16 protein-coding genes are annotated in these 20,770 nt (G+C 70.4%); 4 read left to right on the top strand and 12 right to left on the bottom strand.

The genetic code is table 11. The annotated features are described in order from the left end of the window. Positions 1-17: 17 nt before the first annotated feature. The 7 genes from ACT53O_RS09270 to ACT53O_RS09300 form a co-directional block, all read right to left on the bottom strand. Complete coding sequence (locus ACT53O_RS09270) at positions 18-545, bottom strand: FtsB family cell division protein (protein WP_036318167.1); 528 nt, start codon at positions 543-545, stop codon at positions 18-20. Positions 546-617: 72 nt separating this feature from the next. Further along, positions 618-1,898 (bottom strand): phosphopyruvate hydratase, encoded by a 1,281-nt coding sequence (gene eno, locus ACT53O_RS09275; protein ID WP_036318168.1) that lies wholly within the window; start codon positions 1,896-1,898, stop codon positions 618-620. Between the two features lie 109 nt (positions 1,899-2,007). Continuing rightward, positions 2,008-2,676 (bottom strand): O-methyltransferase, encoded by a 669-nt coding sequence (locus ACT53O_RS09280; RefSeq protein WP_476152019.1) that lies wholly within the window; start codon positions 2,674-2,676, stop codon positions 2,008-2,010. A gap of 31 nt (positions 2,677-2,707) precedes the next feature. Then, on the bottom strand, positions 2,708-3,712 hold the full coding sequence (locus ACT53O_RS09285; protein ID WP_476152021.1) for a DUF1648 domain-containing protein: 1,005 nt from the start codon (positions 3,710-3,712) through the stop codon (positions 2,708-2,710). Continuing rightward, positions 3,709-4,074 carry a GntR family transcriptional regulator gene (locus tag ACT53O_RS09290; protein WP_294942896.1) on the bottom strand — a complete coding sequence of 122 codons (366 nt, stop codon included), beginning with the start codon at positions 4,072-4,074 and terminating at the stop codon, positions 3,709-3,711. Before ACT53O_RS09290 ends, ACT53O_RS09285 begins: the two co-directional genes overlap by 4 nt. 69 nt (positions 4,075-4,143) lie before the next feature. After that, entirely contained in the window at positions 4,144-4,926 is a 783-nt protein-coding gene (locus ACT53O_RS09295) for an SGNH/GDSL hydrolase family protein (protein WP_476152608.1), read from the bottom strand. Positions 4,927-5,055: 129 nt separating this feature from the next. Further along, complete coding sequence (locus ACT53O_RS09300; protein WP_476152023.1) at positions 5,056-6,501, bottom strand: MFS transporter; 1,446 nt, start codon at positions 6,499-6,501, stop codon at positions 5,056-5,058. Positions 6,502-6,614: 113 nt separating this feature from the next. On the opposite strand from ACT53O_RS09300, the gene ACT53O_RS09305 reads away from it, so the two are divergent. Then, entirely contained in the window at positions 6,615-7,514 is a 900-nt protein-coding gene (locus ACT53O_RS09305; protein ID WP_476152025.1) for a helix-turn-helix transcriptional regulator, read from the top strand. On the opposite strand, the gene ACT53O_RS09310 is transcribed toward ACT53O_RS09305, so the two are convergent. From ACT53O_RS09310 to ACT53O_RS09320, 3 genes are read right to left on the bottom strand one after another with little or no spacing between them, the layout of a single operon-like run. Continuing rightward, positions 7,475-8,746, bottom strand: a complete 1,272-nt coding sequence (locus ACT53O_RS09310) for a histidine--tRNA ligase (RefSeq protein ID WP_476152610.1) — start codon at positions 8,744-8,746, stop codon at positions 7,475-7,477. The genes ACT53O_RS09305 and ACT53O_RS09310 overlap by 40 nt on opposite strands. A gap of 31 nt (positions 8,747-8,777) precedes the next feature. After that, positions 8,778-9,515 (bottom strand): nucleoside triphosphate pyrophosphohydrolase, encoded by a 738-nt coding sequence (locus tag ACT53O_RS09315; RefSeq protein ID WP_112931156.1) that lies wholly within the window; start codon positions 9,513-9,515, stop codon positions 8,778-8,780. After that, a complete protein-coding gene (locus ACT53O_RS09320; RefSeq protein WP_476152028.1) occupies positions 9,479-10,630 on the bottom strand; it encodes a Na+/H+ antiporter NhaA in 1,152 nt (383 codons plus the stop codon). The genes ACT53O_RS09315 and ACT53O_RS09320 overlap by 37 nt, the downstream gene beginning before the upstream one ends. A 180-nt stretch (positions 10,631-10,810) precedes the next feature. Between ACT53O_RS09320 and ACT53O_RS09325 the strand changes: the two genes are divergently transcribed. Continuing rightward, positions 10,811-13,483, top strand: coding sequence for a phosphoenolpyruvate carboxylase (locus ACT53O_RS09325; RefSeq protein WP_039412269.1), 2,673 nt, complete (start codon positions 10,811-10,813; stop codon positions 13,481-13,483). Positions 13,484-13,513: 30 nt separating this feature from the next. Here the strand turns inward: ACT53O_RS09325 and ACT53O_RS09330 are convergent, their stop codons facing one another. Then, positions 13,514-14,113 (bottom strand): gamma carbonic anhydrase family protein, encoded by a 600-nt coding sequence (locus tag ACT53O_RS09330; protein ID WP_112932846.1) that lies wholly within the window; start codon positions 14,111-14,113, stop codon positions 13,514-13,516. Positions 14,114-14,229: 116 nt separating this feature from the next. On the opposite strand from ACT53O_RS09330, the gene gdhA reads away from it, so the two are divergent. Both gdhA and ACT53O_RS09340 read left to right on the top strand, forming a co-directional pair. Next, the gene (gene gdhA, locus ACT53O_RS09335; RefSeq protein ID WP_476152031.1) at positions 14,230-15,588 is read left to right on the top strand and encodes an NADP-specific glutamate dehydrogenase; all 1,359 of its coding nucleotides are present in this window, start codon (positions 14,230-14,232) and stop codon (positions 15,586-15,588) included. Positions 15,589-15,593: 5 nt separating this feature from the next. After that, positions 15,594-17,024, top strand: a complete 1,431-nt coding sequence (locus ACT53O_RS09340; protein WP_476152033.1) for a basic amino acid/polyamine antiporter — start codon at positions 15,594-15,596, stop codon at positions 17,022-17,024. A gap of 19 nt (positions 17,025-17,043) precedes the next feature. Here the strand turns inward: ACT53O_RS09340 and mfd are convergent, their stop codons facing one another. Next, positions 17,044-20,670: a transcription-repair coupling factor gene (gene mfd, locus ACT53O_RS09345; protein ID WP_476152035.1), complete on the bottom strand. Its 3,627-nt coding sequence runs from the start codon at positions 20,668-20,670 to the stop codon at positions 17,044-17,046. Between the last annotated feature and the right edge of the window lie 100 nt (positions 20,671-20,770).

Genomic DNA, 20,770 nt, shown 5'->3' on the forward strand with positions numbered 1-20,770 from the left:
GGCTGACCGACTGCTGATCAGCGAGTGGGCGCGACCGGCGGCACCGCCGCCGTCTGGGCGAGCCCGGCGCCGGCCACCGAGCGCACGAGCTGCGCCATCCAATCGGTGCGGGTCTCCTGCACCTGCGCGCTGACGGCCGCCTGCGACGGGGGCATCGCCGTTGCCGGAAGGTCGTTGTCGACGAGATAGACGACCTCGCCGGGGCGTACGTAATACAGCCGTTCCCGCGCCTGGGAGCTCACGTAGGCAGGGTCGTTCCACCGATCCTTCTGCTGCTGCAGTGCCGCGACATCTGCTTCGCTCACCTGGACGGAGTGCGCCAAAGCCGCGATCTGCTGGCGCTGGCCGAGGTAGGTGCCGACCGTGGGCACCAATGTGAAGACGGCGAGTACCACGAGCCCCAGCATGATCACGGTGAACGCGGAAAAGCGGATGCCGCCGGCCCACGCCCTCACGTCGACGCGGCCGGCGCCCCGGCTCGCGCGCGACGGGCGGGACGCGGAAGAGGGAGCCGGCGCAGTGCGCTCGGCTCCCTCTCTCGTCATGGGACCAGCCTACGTGGCACGCGGACGTGCGACGGGAGGCGCCCCGAATCGCTCAGCGAATCTCCAGCGGCGTCAGCCCTTGAAGCGCGGGAAGGCGCCGCGACCGGCGAAGACCGCGGCGTCGCCGAGCTCCTCTTCGATGCGCAGCAGCTGGTTGTACTTCGCGACGCGCTCGCTGCGGGCGGGGGCGCCCGTCTTGATCTGGCCCGCGTTGACGGCGACGGCGAGGTCGGCGATGGTCGTGTCCTCGGTCTCGCCGGAACGGTGCGACAGCATCGAGCGGTAGCCGTTCTGGGTCGCCAGCGAGATCGCGTCGAGGGTCTCGGACAGCGTGCCGATCTGGTTGACCTTCACGAGCAGAGCGTTCGCGACGCCCAGGTCGATGCCCTTCTGCAGGCGAACCGGGTTCGTCACGAACAGGTCGTCACCGACGAGCTGGACCTTCGAGCCGATGGCATCGGTGAGGTGCTTCCAGGCCTCCCAGTCGTCCTCGGCGAGCGCGTCCTCGATCGTGACGACCGGGTAGTTGGCGACGAGGTCGGCGAAGTAGTCGGTGAGCTTCTCGGCCGACCAGGCCTTGCCCTCGACCGTGTAGACGCCGTCCTTGTAGAACTCGGTGGCGGCGACGTCCAGGCCGACGGCGACGTCCGTACCGGGGGTGAACCCGGCCTTCTCGATCGCCTTGATGAGAAAGTCGAGACCCTCACGGTTGCTGGGAAGGTCGGGGGCGAAGCCACCCTCGTCGCCGAGGCCGGTGTTGTAGCCCGCCGCCTTCAGCTCGCCCTTGAGGACGTGGTAGACCTCGGTGCCCCAACGCAGCGACTCGCCGTAGGTCTCGGCGCCGATCGGCGCGAGGAAGTACTCCTGGAAGTCGATGCCGTTGTCGGCGTGCTCGCCGCCGTTGATGACGTTGAACAGCGGGACGGGCAGCACGTGCGCGTTCGGTCCGCCGAGGTAGCGGAACAGCGGCAGGTCGGCGCTGTCGGCCGCCGCCTTGGCCACCGCGAGCGAGACGCCGAGGATGGCGTTGGCGCCCGTGCGCGACTTGTTCTCCGTGCCGTCGGTGGCGATGAGGATCTCGTCGATGACGCGCTGCTCGCTCGCCTCGACGCCCTCGATGGCCGGACCGAGCTCGTCGATGACGGCGGCGACCGCCTTCAGAACGCCCTTGCCGCCATAACGGCTCTTGTCGCCGTCACGCAGCTCGTACGCCTCGAAAGCGCCGGTGGACGCGCCGGAGGGGACGGCCGCGCGCTGGACGATCCCGTCGTCGAGCAGCACCTCCACCTCGACGGTCGGGTTGCCACGCGAATCCAGGATCTCGCGTGCGCCTACAGCCTCGATCAGTGCCACAGGGGACTCCTTGCTTGTGAAGGGTGAATCTCGGAGCGTCACGGGTGTGCTCCTGCTCCGTGTTCGAGTCTAGTGACCTGGGCGATGGACCCACATGCCCCGAACCGGATCAAACGACCAGCGCGATCGCGATGCCGTCCCACCCCTTCGCATCCAGGGTCTGCAACGCGGTCGCCGTGAACCGGGGGTCGTCCCGCAGCATCTCCAACCCCGCGCGCACCCCGCGCACCTGCGGATTGGAATCCTCGGCATCCGCGACCCGACCGCTGCGGACGACGTTGTCGACGACGATCACCGTGCCGGGTCGTCCCAGCCGCGCCGCCCAATCGAGGTAGAGCGTGTTGGACTCCTTGTCGGCGTCGATGAAGACGAGATCGAAGGGCGCCTCAGAGGCGAGGGTCGGCAGCACGTCTGCGCCCCGTCCGATGCGGATGTCGACGCGCTCCCCCACGCCGGCGCGGTCGACGCTGACACGGGCCACCTCCGCGTGGCGGGCTTCGGCCTCGATCGTCACCACCCGACCGTCGTCGGGGACGCCGCGGGCCAGCCAGATCGTCGAGTATCCCCCCAGCGTGCCGACCTCCAGCACCCGCCGCGCGCCGCTCAGGCGCGCCAGCAGCCACAGCAGCTTGCCCCCCGTAGGAGCCACCTCGATCGCGGGCATGCCCGCGGCGCGCTGGGCATCCACCGCTGCCGCGAGGGCGTCGTCGGTACCGACGAGGGTGTCGACGAGGTAACGGTCCACCTCATGGGCGGCGGGCAGCGAGAGCTCGGTCATAGCCCCAGCAAACCCGGTCGACGATGCGGGGTCAACGCCCCGCGGCGCGCGCGACCTCGGCGGCGAGCAGAGCTGCACCGGTCTGGGCGTCATCGACGGTGACGGTGAACACGCGACGATCGGCACGCGCAACCCGGATGCCCGGGCCGGCCCGCAGGACGACACCGAAGCCTCCGCCCGGCGCCCACCGCAGACCCCAGCCGCCGAACTCGCCCATCGGGCTGACGTCGACGACCTCGACGCGTTCGACCTCCGTGATCGGGATGTGCACGCGGGGAAAGCCGGTTGCGGAGATGACGGTCAGCCCCGTCTCGTCGACCCGCACGTGGAAGACCGCCGTCGCGGCGATGACCGCAGCCATCAGCACGACCAGCGCGATGAGAACCGTGGTGGTGACCGGGCCGCCGCTCACGGCGATGCTCACCACGGCCACGGCGATGAGGAGAGCAAGCGCAGCGCCGAGCACGATGAGGCCGCCGCGGGCGAGGCGCACGCTGCCCAGCCACACCGCCCGCTCGTCGACGCTCAACGGAGGGCTCATCGTCGGGGTGGTTCCGACGACGGCGACCCGCTCGTCGGGCTGGAGCGCCCACGCGGCGACGCCGGCAACGAGTGCCGCGACGGCGGCAGCGGCCAGCCACGGTAGGACGGACGGTCCGGTCGCCGCGTCCGTCACGCCGCTCTGCATCCGCACCGAGGCGGTCATCAGCACCGCGGTGAACACCGACATCGCCGCGGCGAGCGCTCCCATCAGCCGGTAGACCGGGCCGCGGTCGCCGCGGCGAAGCCCGTTCAGTGCGGATGCCGCGATCAGCAGGGGCAGCCCGAGTCCGAGCGCCGCCGTGGCCAGCACCGTGGTCCCCGCGGGACCGAACCCGTCGGGTGCTCCGTTCGCACCCCAGTGGATGGCGATCGGGTCGGGCAGCGCGTCGCCGGCGGCGAGCTGGAGCACGACAGCGACCGCGCTCGCCAACACGGGCAGCGCGACGGCGACCAGGACGAAGCGGGTGACGGCTCGGGGCCGTGTCGTGGTCATGATGATTCCTCCGGTTCGCTGTGGTGATGGATGAGCGCGGCGAGCGCCTGTGATGACAGCCCACGCTCGCGCGCTCGGGTGACGATGGCGGCAATATCGGACTGGAGCTCGGCGAGCCGATCGGCGGCATCGGTGAGGACCGCGCCCCGCCCGCGATGCATGGAGACCAGCCCCTCCTCCCTCAGCTGCTGATACGCGTGGAGAACCGTGTGCAGGTTGACGTCGAGCGCGGCGGCGACGGCGCGCGCCGACGGCAAGCGATCGCCGGGGCGCAGACGGCCCGCGACGGCATCCGCTCGCACCGACGCCGCGATCTGCGTGAACAACGGCACATCGCTCGTGGGGTCGGTGCGGATCAACATGACGCCTCCTGTATCCATTCTATGACAAATAGAACAGTTGCCGCGATGTGAGTCTCGACGATCCGCGGGTCACGCCCGGGTGCGCACCCCCTGGGCAAGCGCCGCGACGATCTCCGGCAGCAGGGCATCGGCCGTACGCCGGTAGCCGAGCGCACTGGGGTGAAAACGGTCGACGCTGAACATGTCGTCGGGGTTCTCGATGAACATCGCCCCGACGGCGCGCCGCAGGGAGACGACCCGGGCGCCGGCGCGCCGAGCCGCCGCCGCCTGCGCGTGGGCGAGCTGCCGCGACGCCTGCGCACCCAGCGCCCGCAGCGGCTGCGGCACGGGGCGCAACGCGCCCAGGTCCGGACAGGTGCCGACGACGACGGCCGCGCCCGACTCGCGCAACTGCCGCACCGCCGCCTCGAGGTCGCTCGCCGCCGACGAGACGGGGGTACGGTGCGTCACGTCGTTGCCACCGACGATGATGACCGCGGCATCCGCCCGATAGTCCGGCGCCAGACGATCGAGTTGCGTGGCGAGATCCTTCGACTCGGCTCCCACCACGGCGACGGTGCGAAGGCGCACGGGTCGATGCAGGAAGTCGGCGAGCCCCTTGCACAGTCGCGCCCCCAGAACGTCCTTGGGCCGCTGTGCGCCGAGACCGGCTGCGATCGAGTCGCCCAGCACCAGCAGCTCGAGCGGCGCGCCCGACAGCTTCGGCCGCCACACGCGGTCGGCATCCAGCGCGATCTCACCCAGCGGCTTGCCGATACGGAGCCGCGCCAGGGCGGCCTGGCGCGCCAGCACAGTCCGCGCGGCGATCACGCCGACCGCGATCGCACCTCCCAGCGCCGCACTCGCCGCCACGCGCGGGCGGAGAGCACGCAGACGATGCGAACGCGATGTCACGCACCGATCACACTCCCCCTGCGTGAACGGCACGCTCCCGTCGGGTGGCCGGAAGGTGACCGGCCGTGCTTCCCACGGACGCCGGCCTCAGCGGTGCGCGCCCCGCCGGAGCGCCGCGGTGAGCACGAACGCCAGCGCAAGGACGCCGCACGCGAGGGCGACGTCCAGCACGAAGCCCGCGACCACCTCATCCCGCCCCCTCCACCCCGTCGCCGTCGTCACGGCTCCGATCGCGATGACGCCGATCGAGAGCGCGAGCTGCTGAACGGTGCTGAACATGCCGCCCGACAGACCCGCCGCTTCGACGGGGACCTCACGAACCACCGCCTGGGTGAGGGGAGAGAAGACGAGCGCCTGACCCGCTCCGAGCAGTACGAGCGCCGGCTGAGCCCACCAGATCAGCGACGGCCCCCATGCCACGAGCGAGACGAGAAGGAACCCCACGAGCGCGATCAGCTGCAGAACGACTCCCCAGACGAGTGTGCGCACGCCGAGCCGGCGTTGGATCGGCGTCAGCGAGAGCGACACGACCGCGAACACCACCGCGAACGGCAGCAGAAGCAGGCCCGCCGTCAACGAGTCATACCCGAGGCCGGCCTCGACCGCGCGCGGGATGACGTAGAGCACCGCACCGTAGCCGGTGAAGAACAGAGCAGCGGCCACCAGCCCGAGCTGGAGGGCGCGCAGTCGCAGGATGCTCGGCGGCAGCAGGGGCACCCGACCGGAGCGCTCGATGCGATCCTGGTGCACCCAGAGCGCAACGAGTGCCGCTGCCCCCGCGGCGAGGGCGACGAACGTCGGCCAGGACCATCCCGCCGACGGTCCGAAGGTGAGCGCGGAGGCGATCAGAAGAACGCCTGCGCCGAGCTCGACCGTTCCGGCGACATCGATCGTCACCGCTTCGTGAACGCGCGATCGCGGGGCGAGCGGGGCGAGGGCGATCGCCGCGAGAGCGGCGATCGCCACCACGACGTAGATCGCCCGCCAGCCGGCCAGGCCTGCCAGCGTGGCGCCCGCCAACGCGCCCCCCAGCACCTGCCCGCCGGCGGCGCCGATGCCTCCGCTGGCACCGAAGGCCGCGATGGCGCGCACGCGCGCTCCCCCAGCCGAGGTGGCTTGGATCGTGGCCAGGACCTGCGGTGTGCACAGGGACGCTCCGACACCCTGCAGGACGCGTGCGGCGATGAGGACCTCGATCGTGGGGCTGGCCGCACAGGCCACGGCCGACAGCAGGAAGAGGGCCATTCCGAGGGCGTAGAGCAGGTGGCGCCCGAAGCGGTCGCCGAGGCGCCCGCCGAGGATGAGGAGCACGGCGAAGGGAATGCCGTAGCCGGCGACGACGAGCTCGAGCTGGACCTCGGATGCGGTGAATGCCTCGCGAAGTTGGGACATCGTCACGGTGACGGCGTTGAAGGCGAAAGATCCCGCCCCGGGGCCGATGAGAAACCCGATGTAGCGCCAGGTGGGCACCGCCATGGGAAGGGTGCGCACGTGCCCTGCCGGCACGAGGGGAAGTGAGGCCGTCGTCGTCATGGCGTTCATCCTGGGGCCGGCGTCATCCTGGTACCAGGAGTGCGCTCATCCTGGTATCGACGCCACCCCGCTGCGCACGCCGCCCCCGTGCCCAGCGCACTACGCTGGCGGACATGCGCACGGATCGCCGGGACGAGTTCGCCGCCTTCCTGCGCACCCGCCGTGAACGTCTGAGCCCCGACGACGTCGGCCTTCCTCCGGGCACCCGCCGGCGCGTCGCCGGCCTTCGCCGTGAGGAGGTCGCCACGCTCGCGGGGGTCGGGCTCACCTGGTACACCTGGCTCGAGCAGGGCCGACCGATCGCGGCGTCGGAGCAGGTGCTCGGAGCGATCGCGCGGGCGCTGCGCATGACGGAGGACGAGCGGGACCACCTGTTCGCCCTGGCCGGCGCGACGCCTCCCGAACGGGACGAGCACGCCTGCGTGAGCGCGGCGCACCTCGATCTGCTGTCCAAGCTCATGCCGTATCCCGCCGCCGTGCAGACGGCTCGCTTCGACATCCGTGCCTACAACCGCTCCTACCGGTTTCTCTTCGCGGATCTGGACACGATCGCTCCCGAGGGCCGCAACTGTGCGGTTCGGATCTTCACCGATCCGGCATGGCAGCGCGCGCACACCGACCTCGACAACGCCCAGCAGCGGATCGTGGCGCGTCTGCGCGCCGCATACGGCCGCCACCACGACGAGCCGGGCTGGCAACGCTTCATCGCCCAGCTCGAGGAGCAGTCTCCTCCGTTCGCCGAGCTGTGGCGCCGCGGCGACGTGGCCGCCGAGCACAATGCGGTGAAGCGCCTCGCTCATCCGCGCTGGGGAGTGCTCCAGTTGGCGATGACGAGCCTCTGGACGGGCGAGGCGGGCGGGCAGCGGGTGGTCTGGTTCTCCCCGCAGGATGCGGCGACGGCGCGCCGACTCGACGTCCTCGCCCGCTTCGCCACCGAGGAGCCGGTGCTGTCGGGTTTGTCGCCCGCGACCTCTCAGCCGAGCGACTTGATCTCCAGCGTCTCCGGCGCTTGACCCGCCGCCACCGTCGCGAAGGACGAATACCCGTCGGCGGCAGCACGCTCAAGCAGCGCCTTGAGGTTCTTGGTGCGCTGCTCCAGACGCACCCGCGAGCCGTCCGCGACCAGTGCGGCCTTCAGAGCGACGAGCTCGCCGACCGGCACGTCGCGCTCGTGCACGAGGACGATGGAGGACGTTCCCGCATCGTCGGCATCCTCGAGAAGATCGACGATGCGCTCGAAGCCGAGGGAGAAGCCCACCGCGGGTACCTGCTGGCCCAAGAAGCGCCCGATCATCCCGTCGTAGCGACCACCGCCGCCGAGTGAGTAGGGCACGCTCGGATGGGCGAGCTCGAAGATCGTGCCGGTGTAATAGCCCATGCCGCGCACGAGGAACGGGTCGAACACGAGCGGCGCGCCCTGCGCGTCTTCTGCACAGACGCCGCGGGCCGCCGACACCGCCGCGCCGATGGCCACGAGATCGGCCACGATGTCGTCCGGCACGTCCTCGGGCAGCGCCGCGCGGATCTGCCCCTGACCGTAGGGACGGTATTCGCGCGTCTGCGGCCGGCGCAGGAAGGCGTCGAACGCGTCGACGGCTTCGGACGTGGCGCCTCGCTCGCGCAGCTCGGCGACGATGCCGTCGGCCCCGATCTTGTCGAGCTTGTCGATGGTGATCAGCACCCCGGCACGCTCTTCCGCGGCGAAGCCGAAGCTTCCGAGCATCCAATCGAGCACGCGACGGTCGTTGACGCGGATGCTGCCGCCGACCAGACCGAGCGCGTCGAGCGCATCGAGGCTCGCCACCAGCAGCTCGGCCTCGGCCCGACCCGTCGGGTCACCGATGATGTCGATGTCGCACTGCACGAACTGGCGGTAGCGGCCCTTCTGCGGCCGTTCGGCACGCCACACCGGCGCCATCTGGATGGAGCGGAAGACCGACGGCAGCTCGGCGCGGTGCGTCGCGTAGAAGCGCGCGAGGGGAACGGTGAGGTCGTAGCGCAGGCCGAGGTCGCTGAGTGCGGCGGCGTCGTCGGCCGCGGCGCGGATCGCGTCGGCATCCAGTCCACGCTTGAGAACGTTGAAGGCGAGCTTCTCGTTGTCGCCCCCGATGCCCGCGTGCAGCCGGTCGTAGTCCTCCATGACCGGCGTCTCGATCTCGTCGAATCCATGGGCGCGGTAGCGATCGCGGATGACGGCGAGCACGCGCTCGCGACGGGTCTTGTCGGCGGGGAGGAAGTCGCGCATGCCGCGCGGCGGGTTCACGGATGCCACGCGATCATTCTTCCAGGTCGCCGGATGCCGACGCGGACTCGACGGCTCGCACTTCGTCCTCGAGTCGGCGGATCGCGCCTCGCAGCGCACGCTCGGCATCCCACCCGCGGCGCTGAGCGCGCGCCACGAGCCCGAGCAGCTCCGCGCCCAGCTGCTCCTCGCTCTGCGTACCCGCGTCACCGTCGTCCCGCCCGTGGTCCGGGCGAGGCGACGACAACGGCAGCGCTGCCGCGCGGCCCAGCAGCTTCTGCGCCAGCGCGAGGGAGGGCATGTGGGCCGAGACGCCGTCGAGCACGGACCGCCGACCCTGCTTCTCGGCGGCCTTGGCTGCGTTCCAGTGGACGAGCACTTCCTCGGGAGTGGTGGCGACGGCATCCCCGAACACGTGCGGGTGCCGACGGATCATCTTCTCGGCGAGCGCGTCGGCGACGTCATCGATGTCGAAGGGATCCTCCGTCGCGTCCGCCGCGACCGCGGCGTGGAACAGCACTTGCCAGAGCAGGTCACCGAGTTCCTCGCGCAGATCGGCGCGCGTGCCGGCTTCGACGGCGTCGATCAGTTCGGCCGCCTCTTCCACGAGGTACGGCACGAGGTCCTCGTGCGTGATCCGCGCCGACCACACGCATCGCGCCCGCACTGCTGCCATGACGTCGGCGGCGCGTCGCAGGGCGTCGCCGGTGGAGGTCGACGCCGGATCGATCGGACTCAGACGGTCGCCGTGCTCCGGCGTCGATGATGCCATGCCCGCCACGATACGAGGATCCCGGCGATCACGAGCGAGATCGCCGAGCCGGCAAGCACCCCGAGAGTGGCCTGATCGCGGATGTCCGGCGCCCCGGAGAACGCGAGTTCGCTGAGCAGCAGCGACACCGTGAAGCCGATTCCGCCCAGAGCACCCGCCGCGAGGAGGTCACCACCGGCGAGTCGATCGTTCTTCGGTACCCGCAGAAGGCGCTGCGCCAGGCCGCCGGCCACGGCGATTCCGATGATCTTGCCGACCGGCAAGGCGACCAAGACTCCCCAGAAGGCCGGCGAGAGCTCTCCGGCAGACACGGCGGGGATCGCGACCAGGGCCGCGCACAGCGCGAACAGCGGCAGCACGATCGCGTTGACCCACGGTTCGAGTGCGTGTCGTGCCCGCAGAGCGGGCTGCTGGGCCATCGCCAGCCCGAGCACGACGCCCGCGATCGTCGCGTGCACGCCCGACTCGTGCACCGCATACCAGGTGCCGATCGCGCTCACGACGAGACCGACGACGGCGACCGGACGGGCGCGGGTGTCGAGGAGCCGGCTGCAGGCCGCGAAGACGACGACGAACACCAGCGCGAGCAGCATCATGGCGACGTCGACGTCGGCCGTGAACAGCACCGCGATGAAGACGATCCCGACGATGTCGTCCAAGATGGCCAGCGCAAGGAGGAAGATGCGCACTCCGGAGGGCAGACCTCGACCGAAGACGGCGAGCACGCCCAGCGCGAAGGCGATGTCGGTGGCCGTGGGAATGGGCCATCCGGCGCTGGTCGCCTCCCCACCGGCGATCAGCACGTACAGCACCACGGGTACGATCACGCCGCCGGCCGCGGCGATGGCGGGCAGGACGGCACGTCGTGGGGAGGCCAGCTGACCGCTGGTCAGCTCGAACTGCAGCTCGACCGCGGCGATGAAGAAGAAGATGGCGAGCAGGCCGTCGGAGATCCAGTGACGTACGGACAGGTCGACGATGCCGGGAATGCCGAGATGCGCATCCGCGACGGCGAAAGCGATCGGCGCGGCCGGGCCATTGGCCACGATCAGGCCGATCGAGGCGGCGGCGAGCAGCAGGACGGCGGGGAAACGGGCGGATCGCAACAAGGACACGGTCACTCCGGGGGATCGACGAACGGGACTCGCCGACCAGACTTCCCGGCACACCGTCCGACGACGCGCAGGGCACAGCACGCCGTCGCGTCGACGTCGGGGCGTCATAAAACGTCGTCACCCCGAGCTTCCAGACTACCCCGTGACAAATGTGAAACACCGTGCCATTACCGTGGTCTCATGCGCGAACTCACCCGAACCGAAGCGATCGACCTCGTCGGCCGCGATGAGGCCGAGAACGAACTGCCCGAGCGCTTGCGTGCCGACGTGCGCATGCTCGGCGCGCTGCTCGGTCGCGTCCTGCGCGAAAGCGGCTCCCCCGGCCTGTACGACGACGTCGAGCGTCTGCGCCTCGCGACCATCGCCGCGTACAGCGATGAGTCGCCCGAGGCCTTCGAGCGAGCGGCGCAGATCGCAGAGTCCTTCTCCGTGGAACGCGCCGACGAGGTCGCCCGCGCCTTCACGGTCTACTTCCATCTCGTCAACCTCGCCGAAGAACATCAGCGCGTGCGTGTCCTCCGTGAGCGCGACGGACGCCCGGAGCGTGAAGATGCGGCCGACTCGGTGGCCGCGGCGTTCGTGCGCCTCGCGGCGGAGGTCGGCGACGACACCGCCCTGGCGCGCCTGCAGGCGATGCGCTTCCACCCCGTGTTCACGGCTCATCCCACCGAGGCCCGCCGCCGCGCGGTATCGACCAGCATCCGACGCCTGGTCACGCTGCTGACCGAGCGCGACGCCTCGCTGGAGGGTGGGGCCGACGAGCGACGCGCGGAGCGGCGCATGCTCGAAGAGATCGACACGCTGTGGCGCACCGCGCCGCTACGGGCGGAGAAGCCGACTCCCGTCGACGAGGTGCGCGCCATCATGGCGGTCTTCGACGAGACCCTGTACACGGCGGTCCCCCACGTCTACCGACGCGTCGACGATGCGCTGCAGGGACCCGCGGCCGGCGGTCGCGCGCCCGTCGTGCGCCCCTTCGTCCGCCTCGGGACGTGGGTCGGCGGAGACCGCGACGGCAACCCGTTCGTGACAGCCGCCGTCACGAAGAAGGCCGCGTCGATCGGTGCCGAGCACATCCTGCTCGGCTTGGAGCGCTCGGCCGTCCGGATCGCCAAGACGCTGACGCTGTCCGAGGACACGACGCCGCCGACCGCTGACCTCCTCGGCCTGCTGCAGCGACTCGCGGACGCCGACGAGGACGGTGCGGCAGACGCCGCCAAGCGGGCCAAGGTCGAGCCGCACAAGCGCGCGATGCTGCTGATCGCCCGTCGCATCACCGCCACGCGCAAGCGCGACGCCGATCTCGCATATCGCGACCCCGACGCGCTGCTGGGCGAGCTGCGCACCGTGCAGCAGTCACTCGTCGACGCGGGGGCCCCGCGCCAGGCGTATGGACACCTCCAGCAGCTGCTGTGGCAGGTGGAGACCTTCGGCTTCCACCTCGCCGAACTCGAGGTGCGTCAGCACTCCGCCGTCCACGCCAAGGTGCTCGCCGAAGTCGCCAGCGGCGAGCCGCTGAGCACGCAGGCGGAGGAGGTGCTCGAAGTCTTCCGCACGATCGCGCAGATCCAGAACCGCTACGGGCCGCGCGCCGCCGGCCGCTACATCGTCTCCTTCACCCAGTCCGCCGCCGACCTCGCCGCCGTGCACGAGCTGGCGCGGCTGGCGGTCGGCCCCGGGGGCACCGTTCCGGTCCTCGACGTGATCCCCCTGTTCGAGACCTTCGCCGACTTGCAGGCCGCGCCCGCGATCATGGCCGAGATCGTCGACCACCCGCAGTTCGCGGCACGGCTGGAAGCGACCGATCGGCGGCTCGAGGTCATGCTCGGCTACTCCGACTCCTCGAAGGACGTCGGTCCCGTCGCCGCCAACCTCGCCCTCTACGAGGCGCAGGCGAAGATCGCCGCCTGGGCCAAGGAATGCGGCATCCACCTCACCCTCTTCCACGGACGAGGCGGCGCGCTCGGTCGCGGCGGCGGACCGGCCAACTCGGCGATCCTGGCGCAGCCTCCGCACTCGGTCGACGGACGGTTCAAGCTCACCGAGCAGGGCGAGGTGATCTTCGCGCGCTACGGCGACCCCAACATCGCGATGCGTCACATCGACCAGGTCGCCGCGGCCGTCCTGCTGGCCTCCGCCCCGTCGATCGAGAAGCGCAACAGCGCGGCGGCGGAGCGCTACGCCGAGGTCGCCGCGACGATGGATGCCGCCTCCCGCGCGCGATTCTTCTCGCTGGTCAAGGCCGACGGGTTTGCGTCGTGGTTCGCGACCGTGACGCCGATGGAGGAGATCGGCCTGCTGGCGCTGGGCTCGCGTCCCGCACGACGCGGTCTGTCGGTCGAGTCGCTCGAAGACCTTCGCGCCATCCCGTGGGTCTTCGCGTGGTCGCAGGCCCGCATCAACCTGGCCGGCTGGTTCGGTCTCGGATCCGCGCTGGAGGCCGTCGGGGACGTCGAGCTCCTGCGACGCGCCTACGCCGAGTGGCCCCTGTTTCGCACCGTCATCGACAACGTCGGCATGAGCCTCGCGAAGGCCGACGGTCGTATCGCGCGCCGCTACCTCGACCTCGGTGACCGCAGCGACCTGGCCGACCTCGTCGTGGACGAGCTGCAGCTCACCGGCGACTGGGTCGTGCGCATCGTGGGCGGCGACGAACTGCTCTCGAACAAGCCGGTGCTGCAGCGCGCCGTCAAGATGCGAAGCCCGTACGTCGATGCACTCTCGCTGCTGCAGTTGCGCGCCCTTCGCACGCTCCGCACCGGCGAGCACGACGAGGCCGACCTGGCGCAGTGGCAGCGCCTTCTGCTGCTCAGCGTCTCCGGCGTCTCGGCCGGACTGCAGAACACGGGGTGATCGCACCCCGATCCGGACCGCCGCGGGGACTCAGTCCACGCGGCGGTCGTCGGCGTGGCGCGCGAGCGCCGCGCCGTAACGTTCGGTGAGCTGGATCATCAGATCGGGTGTCTCCCGATCCAGGCCGAAGACGAACCCCGGGAAGTCCAGCTCCTTCTGCAGCGCCCAGATCTCCTCGTGACGATCGGGCGAGAGCATCTGGGCGGGATCGCCCACGGCGACCCAGCCGATGGGTACCACGGCATCCGGCGGCACGACCGTGCGCAGGTGCACGATCGCACCGATGCGCACCTCGGATCGTTCGCCGATGCGCGCACCGTTGAACACCCGGATACCCGTGGCGAGAAAGACCTCATCGGCGATCGTCGCTCCGGAGATGCTGGCCGTCGGGCCCACGAGCACGTGCGAGCCGATGTGCACGGGGTGTGCGGCGCTCGCCCTGATCAGGGCGTTCTCCATGACGATCACGTGTGAGCCGAGCGTGATCGGGCCGCCCTCCGCCGTCAGCACGGCACCGTGCAGGATCTGGCAGCCGGCTCCGATCTCGACGTCACCGGAGATCACGGCCGTGGGGGCCACGACGGCATCGGGGTGGATGCGGGGGCGCGCCCCGAGATGTTCGAACTGCATGATCATCCTCCCGCGCCCAGCGTAGGCGAGCGACGTCACACGCGTCGAGGCCCGCCTCGGTCGCCGCTAGGGTGGGACAGGCCGCACCACCCGGGGCGTGGCCGGAAAGCTCCACCGTGACAGACCACCTGACACCCCTGCCCGCCCCCGTCGACATCGTGTTCCGTGGCGTGCGCGAACGCAACCCGCACGAGGCGGAGTTCCAGCAGGCGGTGCACGAGGTGCTGGACTCGATCGCTCCCGTCGTCGAGCGCCACCCGGCATTCGAGGCCGCCGGCGTGCTCGAGCGGTTGGTCGAGCCCGAGCGCCAGATCATGTTCCGCGTGCCGTGGGTCGACGACGCCGGTCGCGTGCGCGTCAATCGCGGCTATCGCGTGCAGTTCTCTTCGGTGCTCGGACCGTACAAGGGCGGTCTACGCTTCCATCCCAGCGTCAACCTGTCGATCATCAAGTTCCTCGGGTTCGAGCAGATCTTCAAGAACGCACTCACCGGGCAGGGCATCGGCGGAGCCAAGGGCGGCAGCGATTTCGATCCGCGCGGGCGCTCGGATGGCGAGATCATGCGGTTCTGCCAGGCCTTCATGAACGAGCTCTACCGCCACCTCGGCGAGCACACCGACGTGCCAGCCGGCGACATCGGGGTCGGCGCGCGAGAGGTCGGTTATCTCTTCGGCCAGTACCGAAAGATCACGAACCGTCACGAGTCCGGCATGTTCACCGGCAAGGGCGTGCAGTGGGGCGGAGCGGAGGTGCGTACCGAGGCGACCGGCTACGGTGCCGTCTTCTTCGCCGAGGAGATGCTGGCGGTGCACGGCCGCACGCTCGACGGTCTGCGCGTGGGGGTGTCCGGCTCGGGCAACGTTGCGATCTACGCCATCGAGAAGGCGCACCAGCTTGGCGCACTGCCGGTGACCGCATCCGACTCGTCGGGCTACGTCGTGGACGATGCCGGTATCGACGTCGCCCTGTTGCGCGAGATCAAAGACGTCGAGCGGGCCCGCATCTCGGTGTACGCAGAGCGTCGGCCCTCCGCCCGCTTCGTCGCGAACGCCCGGCCCTGGAGTGTCGCGGTCGACATCGCGGTGCCGGCCGCCACACAGAACGAGCTCGACGAGAACGACGCGCAGGCCCTCATCGGCAACGGTGTGACGGCCGTCTCCGAGGGCGCCAACATGCCGTGCACTCCCGGCGCGGTGAGCGCATTCCGCGCGGCCGGGGTCCTGTTCGGTCCGGGCAAGGCCGCGAACGCCGGCGGCGTCGCGACCTCGGCGCTGGAGATGAGCCAGAACGCGTCGCGCCAGCGCTGGAGCTTCGACGACAGCGAGCGCAAGCTGCGCGCGATCGTGCGCGACATCCACCGGGCGGCCTTCACCGCCGCCGAACGATACGACAGGGCCGAGGACTACGTCGCCGGAGCGAACATCGCCGGCTTCGAGCGTGTTGCGCACGCCATGCTCGCGCAGGGTGTGATCTGACGGCGATGAGCAGAGACGTCCGCTCCCCCGCGACCGTCTCCACCCTGACCCTGTCGACGTTCGTCGTCGGATCGATGGTGGGTGCGGGTGTGTTCTCGCTGCCGGGCACGTTCTCCGCACAGACGGGAGTCGTGGGCTCTCTCGTCGCCTGGGCTCTCGCGGGAACGGGGATGTTCACGCTCGCCCTGGTCTTCCAGCGACTGGCCGCACGTCGACCCGACCTGGACGCCGGTGTCTACTCGTATGCGCGCGCAGGCTTCGGCCGCTACCTGGGCTTCCTCTCGGCGTTCGGGTACTGGGCGAGCGCGTGCGCGGGCAACGTCTTCTACTGGGTCTTCATCATGTCGACCATCGGCGCGGTCGCGCCGCCGCTGGCCGGCGGCGACACGGTGCTCGCCGTCGCCGTCTCTTCGGTCGGGCTGTGGGTGTTCTTCCTGCTCGTGCGGCGCGGCACCCGCGAGGCCGCTGCGGTCAACCGCATCGTGAGCGTCGCCAAGGTGCTACCCATCGTCGTGTTCGTCGTGCTGTGCGTGACGGCCTTCGATCCCGAGGTCTTCGCCGCGAACCTGTGGGGACCGAACGATCTGCCGCTGTTCGATCAGGTGCGCGGAACGCTCCTGGTGACGGTGTTCGCCTTCATCGGCGTGGAGGGCGCCAGCGCGTACTCCCGGCACGCGCGCCGCCGGCGCGACGTCGGACGCGCGACGGTGCTGGGCTTTCTGAGCGTGCTCGCGATCTTCGCCTCCGTCACCATCGTGTCCTTCGGCATCCTGCCGCGTGAGCGCATCGCCGCCCTCTCCCAGCCGTCGATGGCCGGTGTGCTCGCTGAGGTGGTCGGCCCGTGGGGCGCCGCCTTCGTCGGAATCTCGCTCATCGTCGCGGTACTCGGGGCCTATCTGTCATGGACCCTGATGGCGGCCGAGGTGCTGCTGGTCGCCGCACGGGACGGCGACCTTCCTCCGATCTTCGCGCGCACCAATGCCCACGACGTGCCGGTCGGCGCGTTGACGATGTCGACGCTGCTCGTGCAGGTGCTGCTGCTGGTCGTCCTGCTGTCGGCCGATGCCTTCGACGTCGCCCTCAGCCTCACCAGCGCCTTCGCGCTCATCCCCTACGTGCTCACCGCGGGCTACGGCCTGCGGGTCGCGATCGCCGACGTGCGCGCGGAGGGCGCCCGCCGCGCGGCCGGTCTCGGCGCTCTCGTCGTCGCGATCTGCGCGACCGGTTACACGCTGTTCCTGCTGGCGGCGGCCGGGGGGCAGTATCTGCTGCTGGCGATGCTCGTGCTGGTACCCGGCACGGCGCTGTTCGTCGTCGCGCGACGTCGTCGGGAGCGCCGCGTTTTCGCGCCGGCCGAGTGGGTGGTGTTCGCCCTCGCGGTCGCCGCGGCGATCGCGGCGGTCGTGCTGCTGTCCGACGGGGCGATCTCCCTCTGATCCGCGGGGATCGCGCCGGTCAGGCTTCGGCGGCCTCGGTCACCGGCAACGGGTAGAGCTGATCGATGAGCTGGGCGACCCACGCGATCAGATCGGCGTCTGCGACCGGCTCGCCACCGGCGGTGGGCAGCGGCACGATCATCGCCTCGCCGCCGGCGAGCACCTTCGACTTCGGGTAGAGACGCTGCAGCCGCACACGCAGGGAATCGGATGCCGGGGCGGGCACGACGCGCAGGTTGGGCCCCATCGCGACCACATCGGAGAGCCCGGCAGCAGCGGCGCGACGGCGCAGGCGTGCGATGGCGACGAGACCGTCGACCTCGCGCGGCGGCGCACCGTACCGGTCGGTGAGCTCCTCGATGACCAGGTCGATCGGATCGGCCGAGGCGCCTCCCTCTCCACCGCGGGTGCGGGCGTCGGGGGATGCCGCAGCGGAGAGCTTCTGGTAGGCCTCCAGACGCAGCCGCTCGCTGTCGATGTAGCTCTCGGGCAGACGCGCATCGACCGGAAGCTCCAGGCGCAGCTCGGTCGGCCCGTCCACCTCGTCGCCGCGGAAGGTGGCGACCGCTTCGCCGATCATCCGCAGGTAGAGGTCGAAGCCCACGCCGGCGATGTGCCCGGCCTGCTCGGCGCCCAGGAGGTTTCCGGCACCGCGCAGCTCGAGATCCTTCAGGGCGACCTGCATGCCGCTGCCGAGGTCGTTGTTGACCGCGATCGTCTCCAGCCGGTCGGCGGCTGTCTCCGACAGCGGCTTCATCTCGTCGTAGAGGAAGTAGGCGTACGCACGCTCCCGGCCCCGACCGACGCGCCCGCGCAGCTGGTGGAGCTGGCTGAGGCCGTACTTGTCGGCGCGGTCGATGATGATCGTGTTGGCGTTGGAGATGTCCAGCCCGGTCTCGATGATGGTCGTCGAGACGAGCACGTCGAAACGCCGTTCCCAGAACCCGTCCACGACCTCTTCGAGTGCGTGCTCGCCCATCTGACCGTGGGCGACGGCGATCCGCGCCTCGGGTACCAGCTCGGCGAGCTGGGCGGCGACGCGTTGAATCGACTGCACGCGATTGTGGACGTAGAAGATCTGCCCCTCGCGCAACAGCTCCCGGCGGATCGCCGCGGCGATCTGCTTGTCGCTGCGGGGCCCGACGTAGGAGAGGATCGGATGCCGGTCCTCGGGCGGAGTCTGCAGCGTCGACATCTCGCGGATTCCGGTGACGGCCATCTCGAGTGTGCGCGGGATGGGCGTCGCGCTCATCGCGAGGATGTCGACGTTCGTCTTCAGCTTCTTCAGCGCATCCTTGTGCTCGACGCCGAACCGCTGCTCCTCGTCGATGATCATGAGCCCGAGGTCCTTGAAGGCGACCTTCTCTGTGAGGATGCGGTGGGTGCCGATGACCATGTCGACGCTGCCCTCGAGGAGCCCTGCGACGATCTCTCGTGCCTCCTTGTCGGACTGGAACCGCGAGAGCGGACGCACCTTCACGGGAAAGCCCGCGAACCGCTCGGTGAAGGTGTCGAGGTGCTGTTTGACCAGCAGTGTCGTGGGGACCAGCATCGCGACCTGCTTGCCGTCCTGGATCGCCTTGAACGCGGCCCGCACGGCGACCTCGGTCTTACCGAAGCCGACATCGCCCGAGAGGAGACGGTCCATCGGGATCGGCCGCTCCATGTCGGCCTTGATCTCCTCGATGGTCTGCAGCTGGTCGGGAGTCTCGGCGAAGGGGAACGCCTCCTCCAGCTCGCGCTGCCACGGGGTGTCGGGACCGAAGGCGTAGCCCTTCGCGGCCATCCGCGCCGAGTAGAGCTTGACCAGCTCGACGGCGATGTCGCGCACAGCCTTGCGTGCCTTGCCCTTGGCCGCCGCCCAGTCGCTGCCGCCCATCTTGGAGAGCGTCGGCGCCTCACCCCCGACGTACTTGCTCAACAGGTCGAGCTGGTCGGTGGGCACGAACAGCTTGTCGCCCGGATGGCCGCGTTTGGTGGGCGCGTACTCGAGCACGAGATACTCGCGCGTGGTCTTGACGGCATGGCGACCGCCGCTGGACACCTCGCGCTGGACGAGCTCGACGAAGCGGCCGATGCCGTGCGTGGAGTGCACGACGATGTCGCCCGCCTTCAGCTGCAACGGGTCGACGACGTTGCGACGCCGTGAGGCGAGCTTCTTGACGACGCGGCTGTCGGCGCCGATCGTCCGACCGTAGAACTCGGCCTCGGTGAGCACGGCCAGCCGGGCCTCGGGCTGCTCGAAGCCGCTCTCCAAGGCTCCGACGACTGCGACGGCGACGCCCGGTTCCGGCGCGTCCTGGAGGCCGTCGACGCTGCGGGCGGCGATGCCGCGTTCGGCGAGCACGTCTCGAGCGCGATCGACGAGTCCCACCCCCGAGGCCGCGATGACGACACGCCACCGCTCGGCGAGCAGCTGCGCGACGTGTGCCGTCGCACCGTCGACGTTGCCCTGGAAGGACGGCACCGCCGAGCCGGGAACACGGACGACATCGCTGCGGGGTGCCGAGGCGAGACCGGCGAGGTCGGCCGCGGCATCCGCCTCACCCGAATCGAAGCCGCTGAGCGTCCACCACACGCCGGAGCGGGCCGATGTCGCGGCCTGCAACTCCGGCAGGGTCAGGAAGTCGCCGGAGCCCAGGTCGACGGGGGTGTCGGCGCCGGCGACGGCGGCGCTCCACGCGGCCTCCAGGAACTCCCGGTTGGTCTCCCCGAGCGTCATGGCGCGGCCGACGGCGCGCTCCGGATCGACGAGAGCGACCGCGGCGCCGGTGGGCAGGTAGTCGATGAGCGGCACCACGGCGTCGGCGAGCGCCGGCAGCAGAGACTCCATGCCCTCCACCGGAATGCCCTCGCTCATCTTCTCGAGCATGGTGCGCAGGCCCGGGAAGCGGTCGCGCAGCGCGGCCGCGCGCTCACGGACCTCAGGGGTCAGCAGCAGCTCACGGCTGGGCAGAAGGGTGATGTCCTTCACCTCTCCGGGCAGAGAGCGCTGATCGGCGACCGAGAACGCGCGGATCTGATCCACCTCGTCGCCGAAGAACTCAACCCGATAGGGATGGTCGGCGGCCGGCGGAAAGACATCGAGGATGCCGCCGCGCACGGCGAACTCTCCGCGTCGCGACACCATGTCGACTCGGTGGTAGGCAAGCTCCACGAGTCGTCGCGTGACGGCGTCCAGGTCGTGGCCGCGCCCGCCCACGGACAGGGCGATGACGCCGGCGTCGGTGAGCCCGGCCGCGATGGGCTGAAGCGCGCTGCGCACCGAAGCGGTCACGACGAGGGGGCGTCGCCCGTCCCAGCTTGCGACCGTGCGCAGCAGATCCAGGCGGCGTCCGACCGTTTCGGGCGACGGGCTCAGGCGTTCGTGCGGAAGGGTCTCCCAGGCGGGAAAGTGCCGCACCTCGGCATCCGGGATGACGTCGGACAATGCCGCACCCAACGCCTCAGCGCGCCGGCCCGTGGGAGCCACGGCCAGCAGGACACCCGGCAGACCTGCCGCGCGCCGACGATCCAGCAGCGCGGCCAGCAGCGGCGCGTCCAGCCCGGGGATCATCGAGAAATCGGCGTCGGAGAGGGCCGACTCGACGGATTCGCGGATCACATCCGCCTGAAGAAGGGCGTGAACGATCCCGGAAACTGTCACCGAAAGAGTCTATGGCTCCGCGCCGACACCCGCTCCGCCGAGCACGATCGTGCGAGCGCGGCGCCCCGACATCGCTCCTGATCTCAGCGGTGTTGTCCCT

Source organism: Microbacterium sp. DMC48, assembly GCF_056313825.1.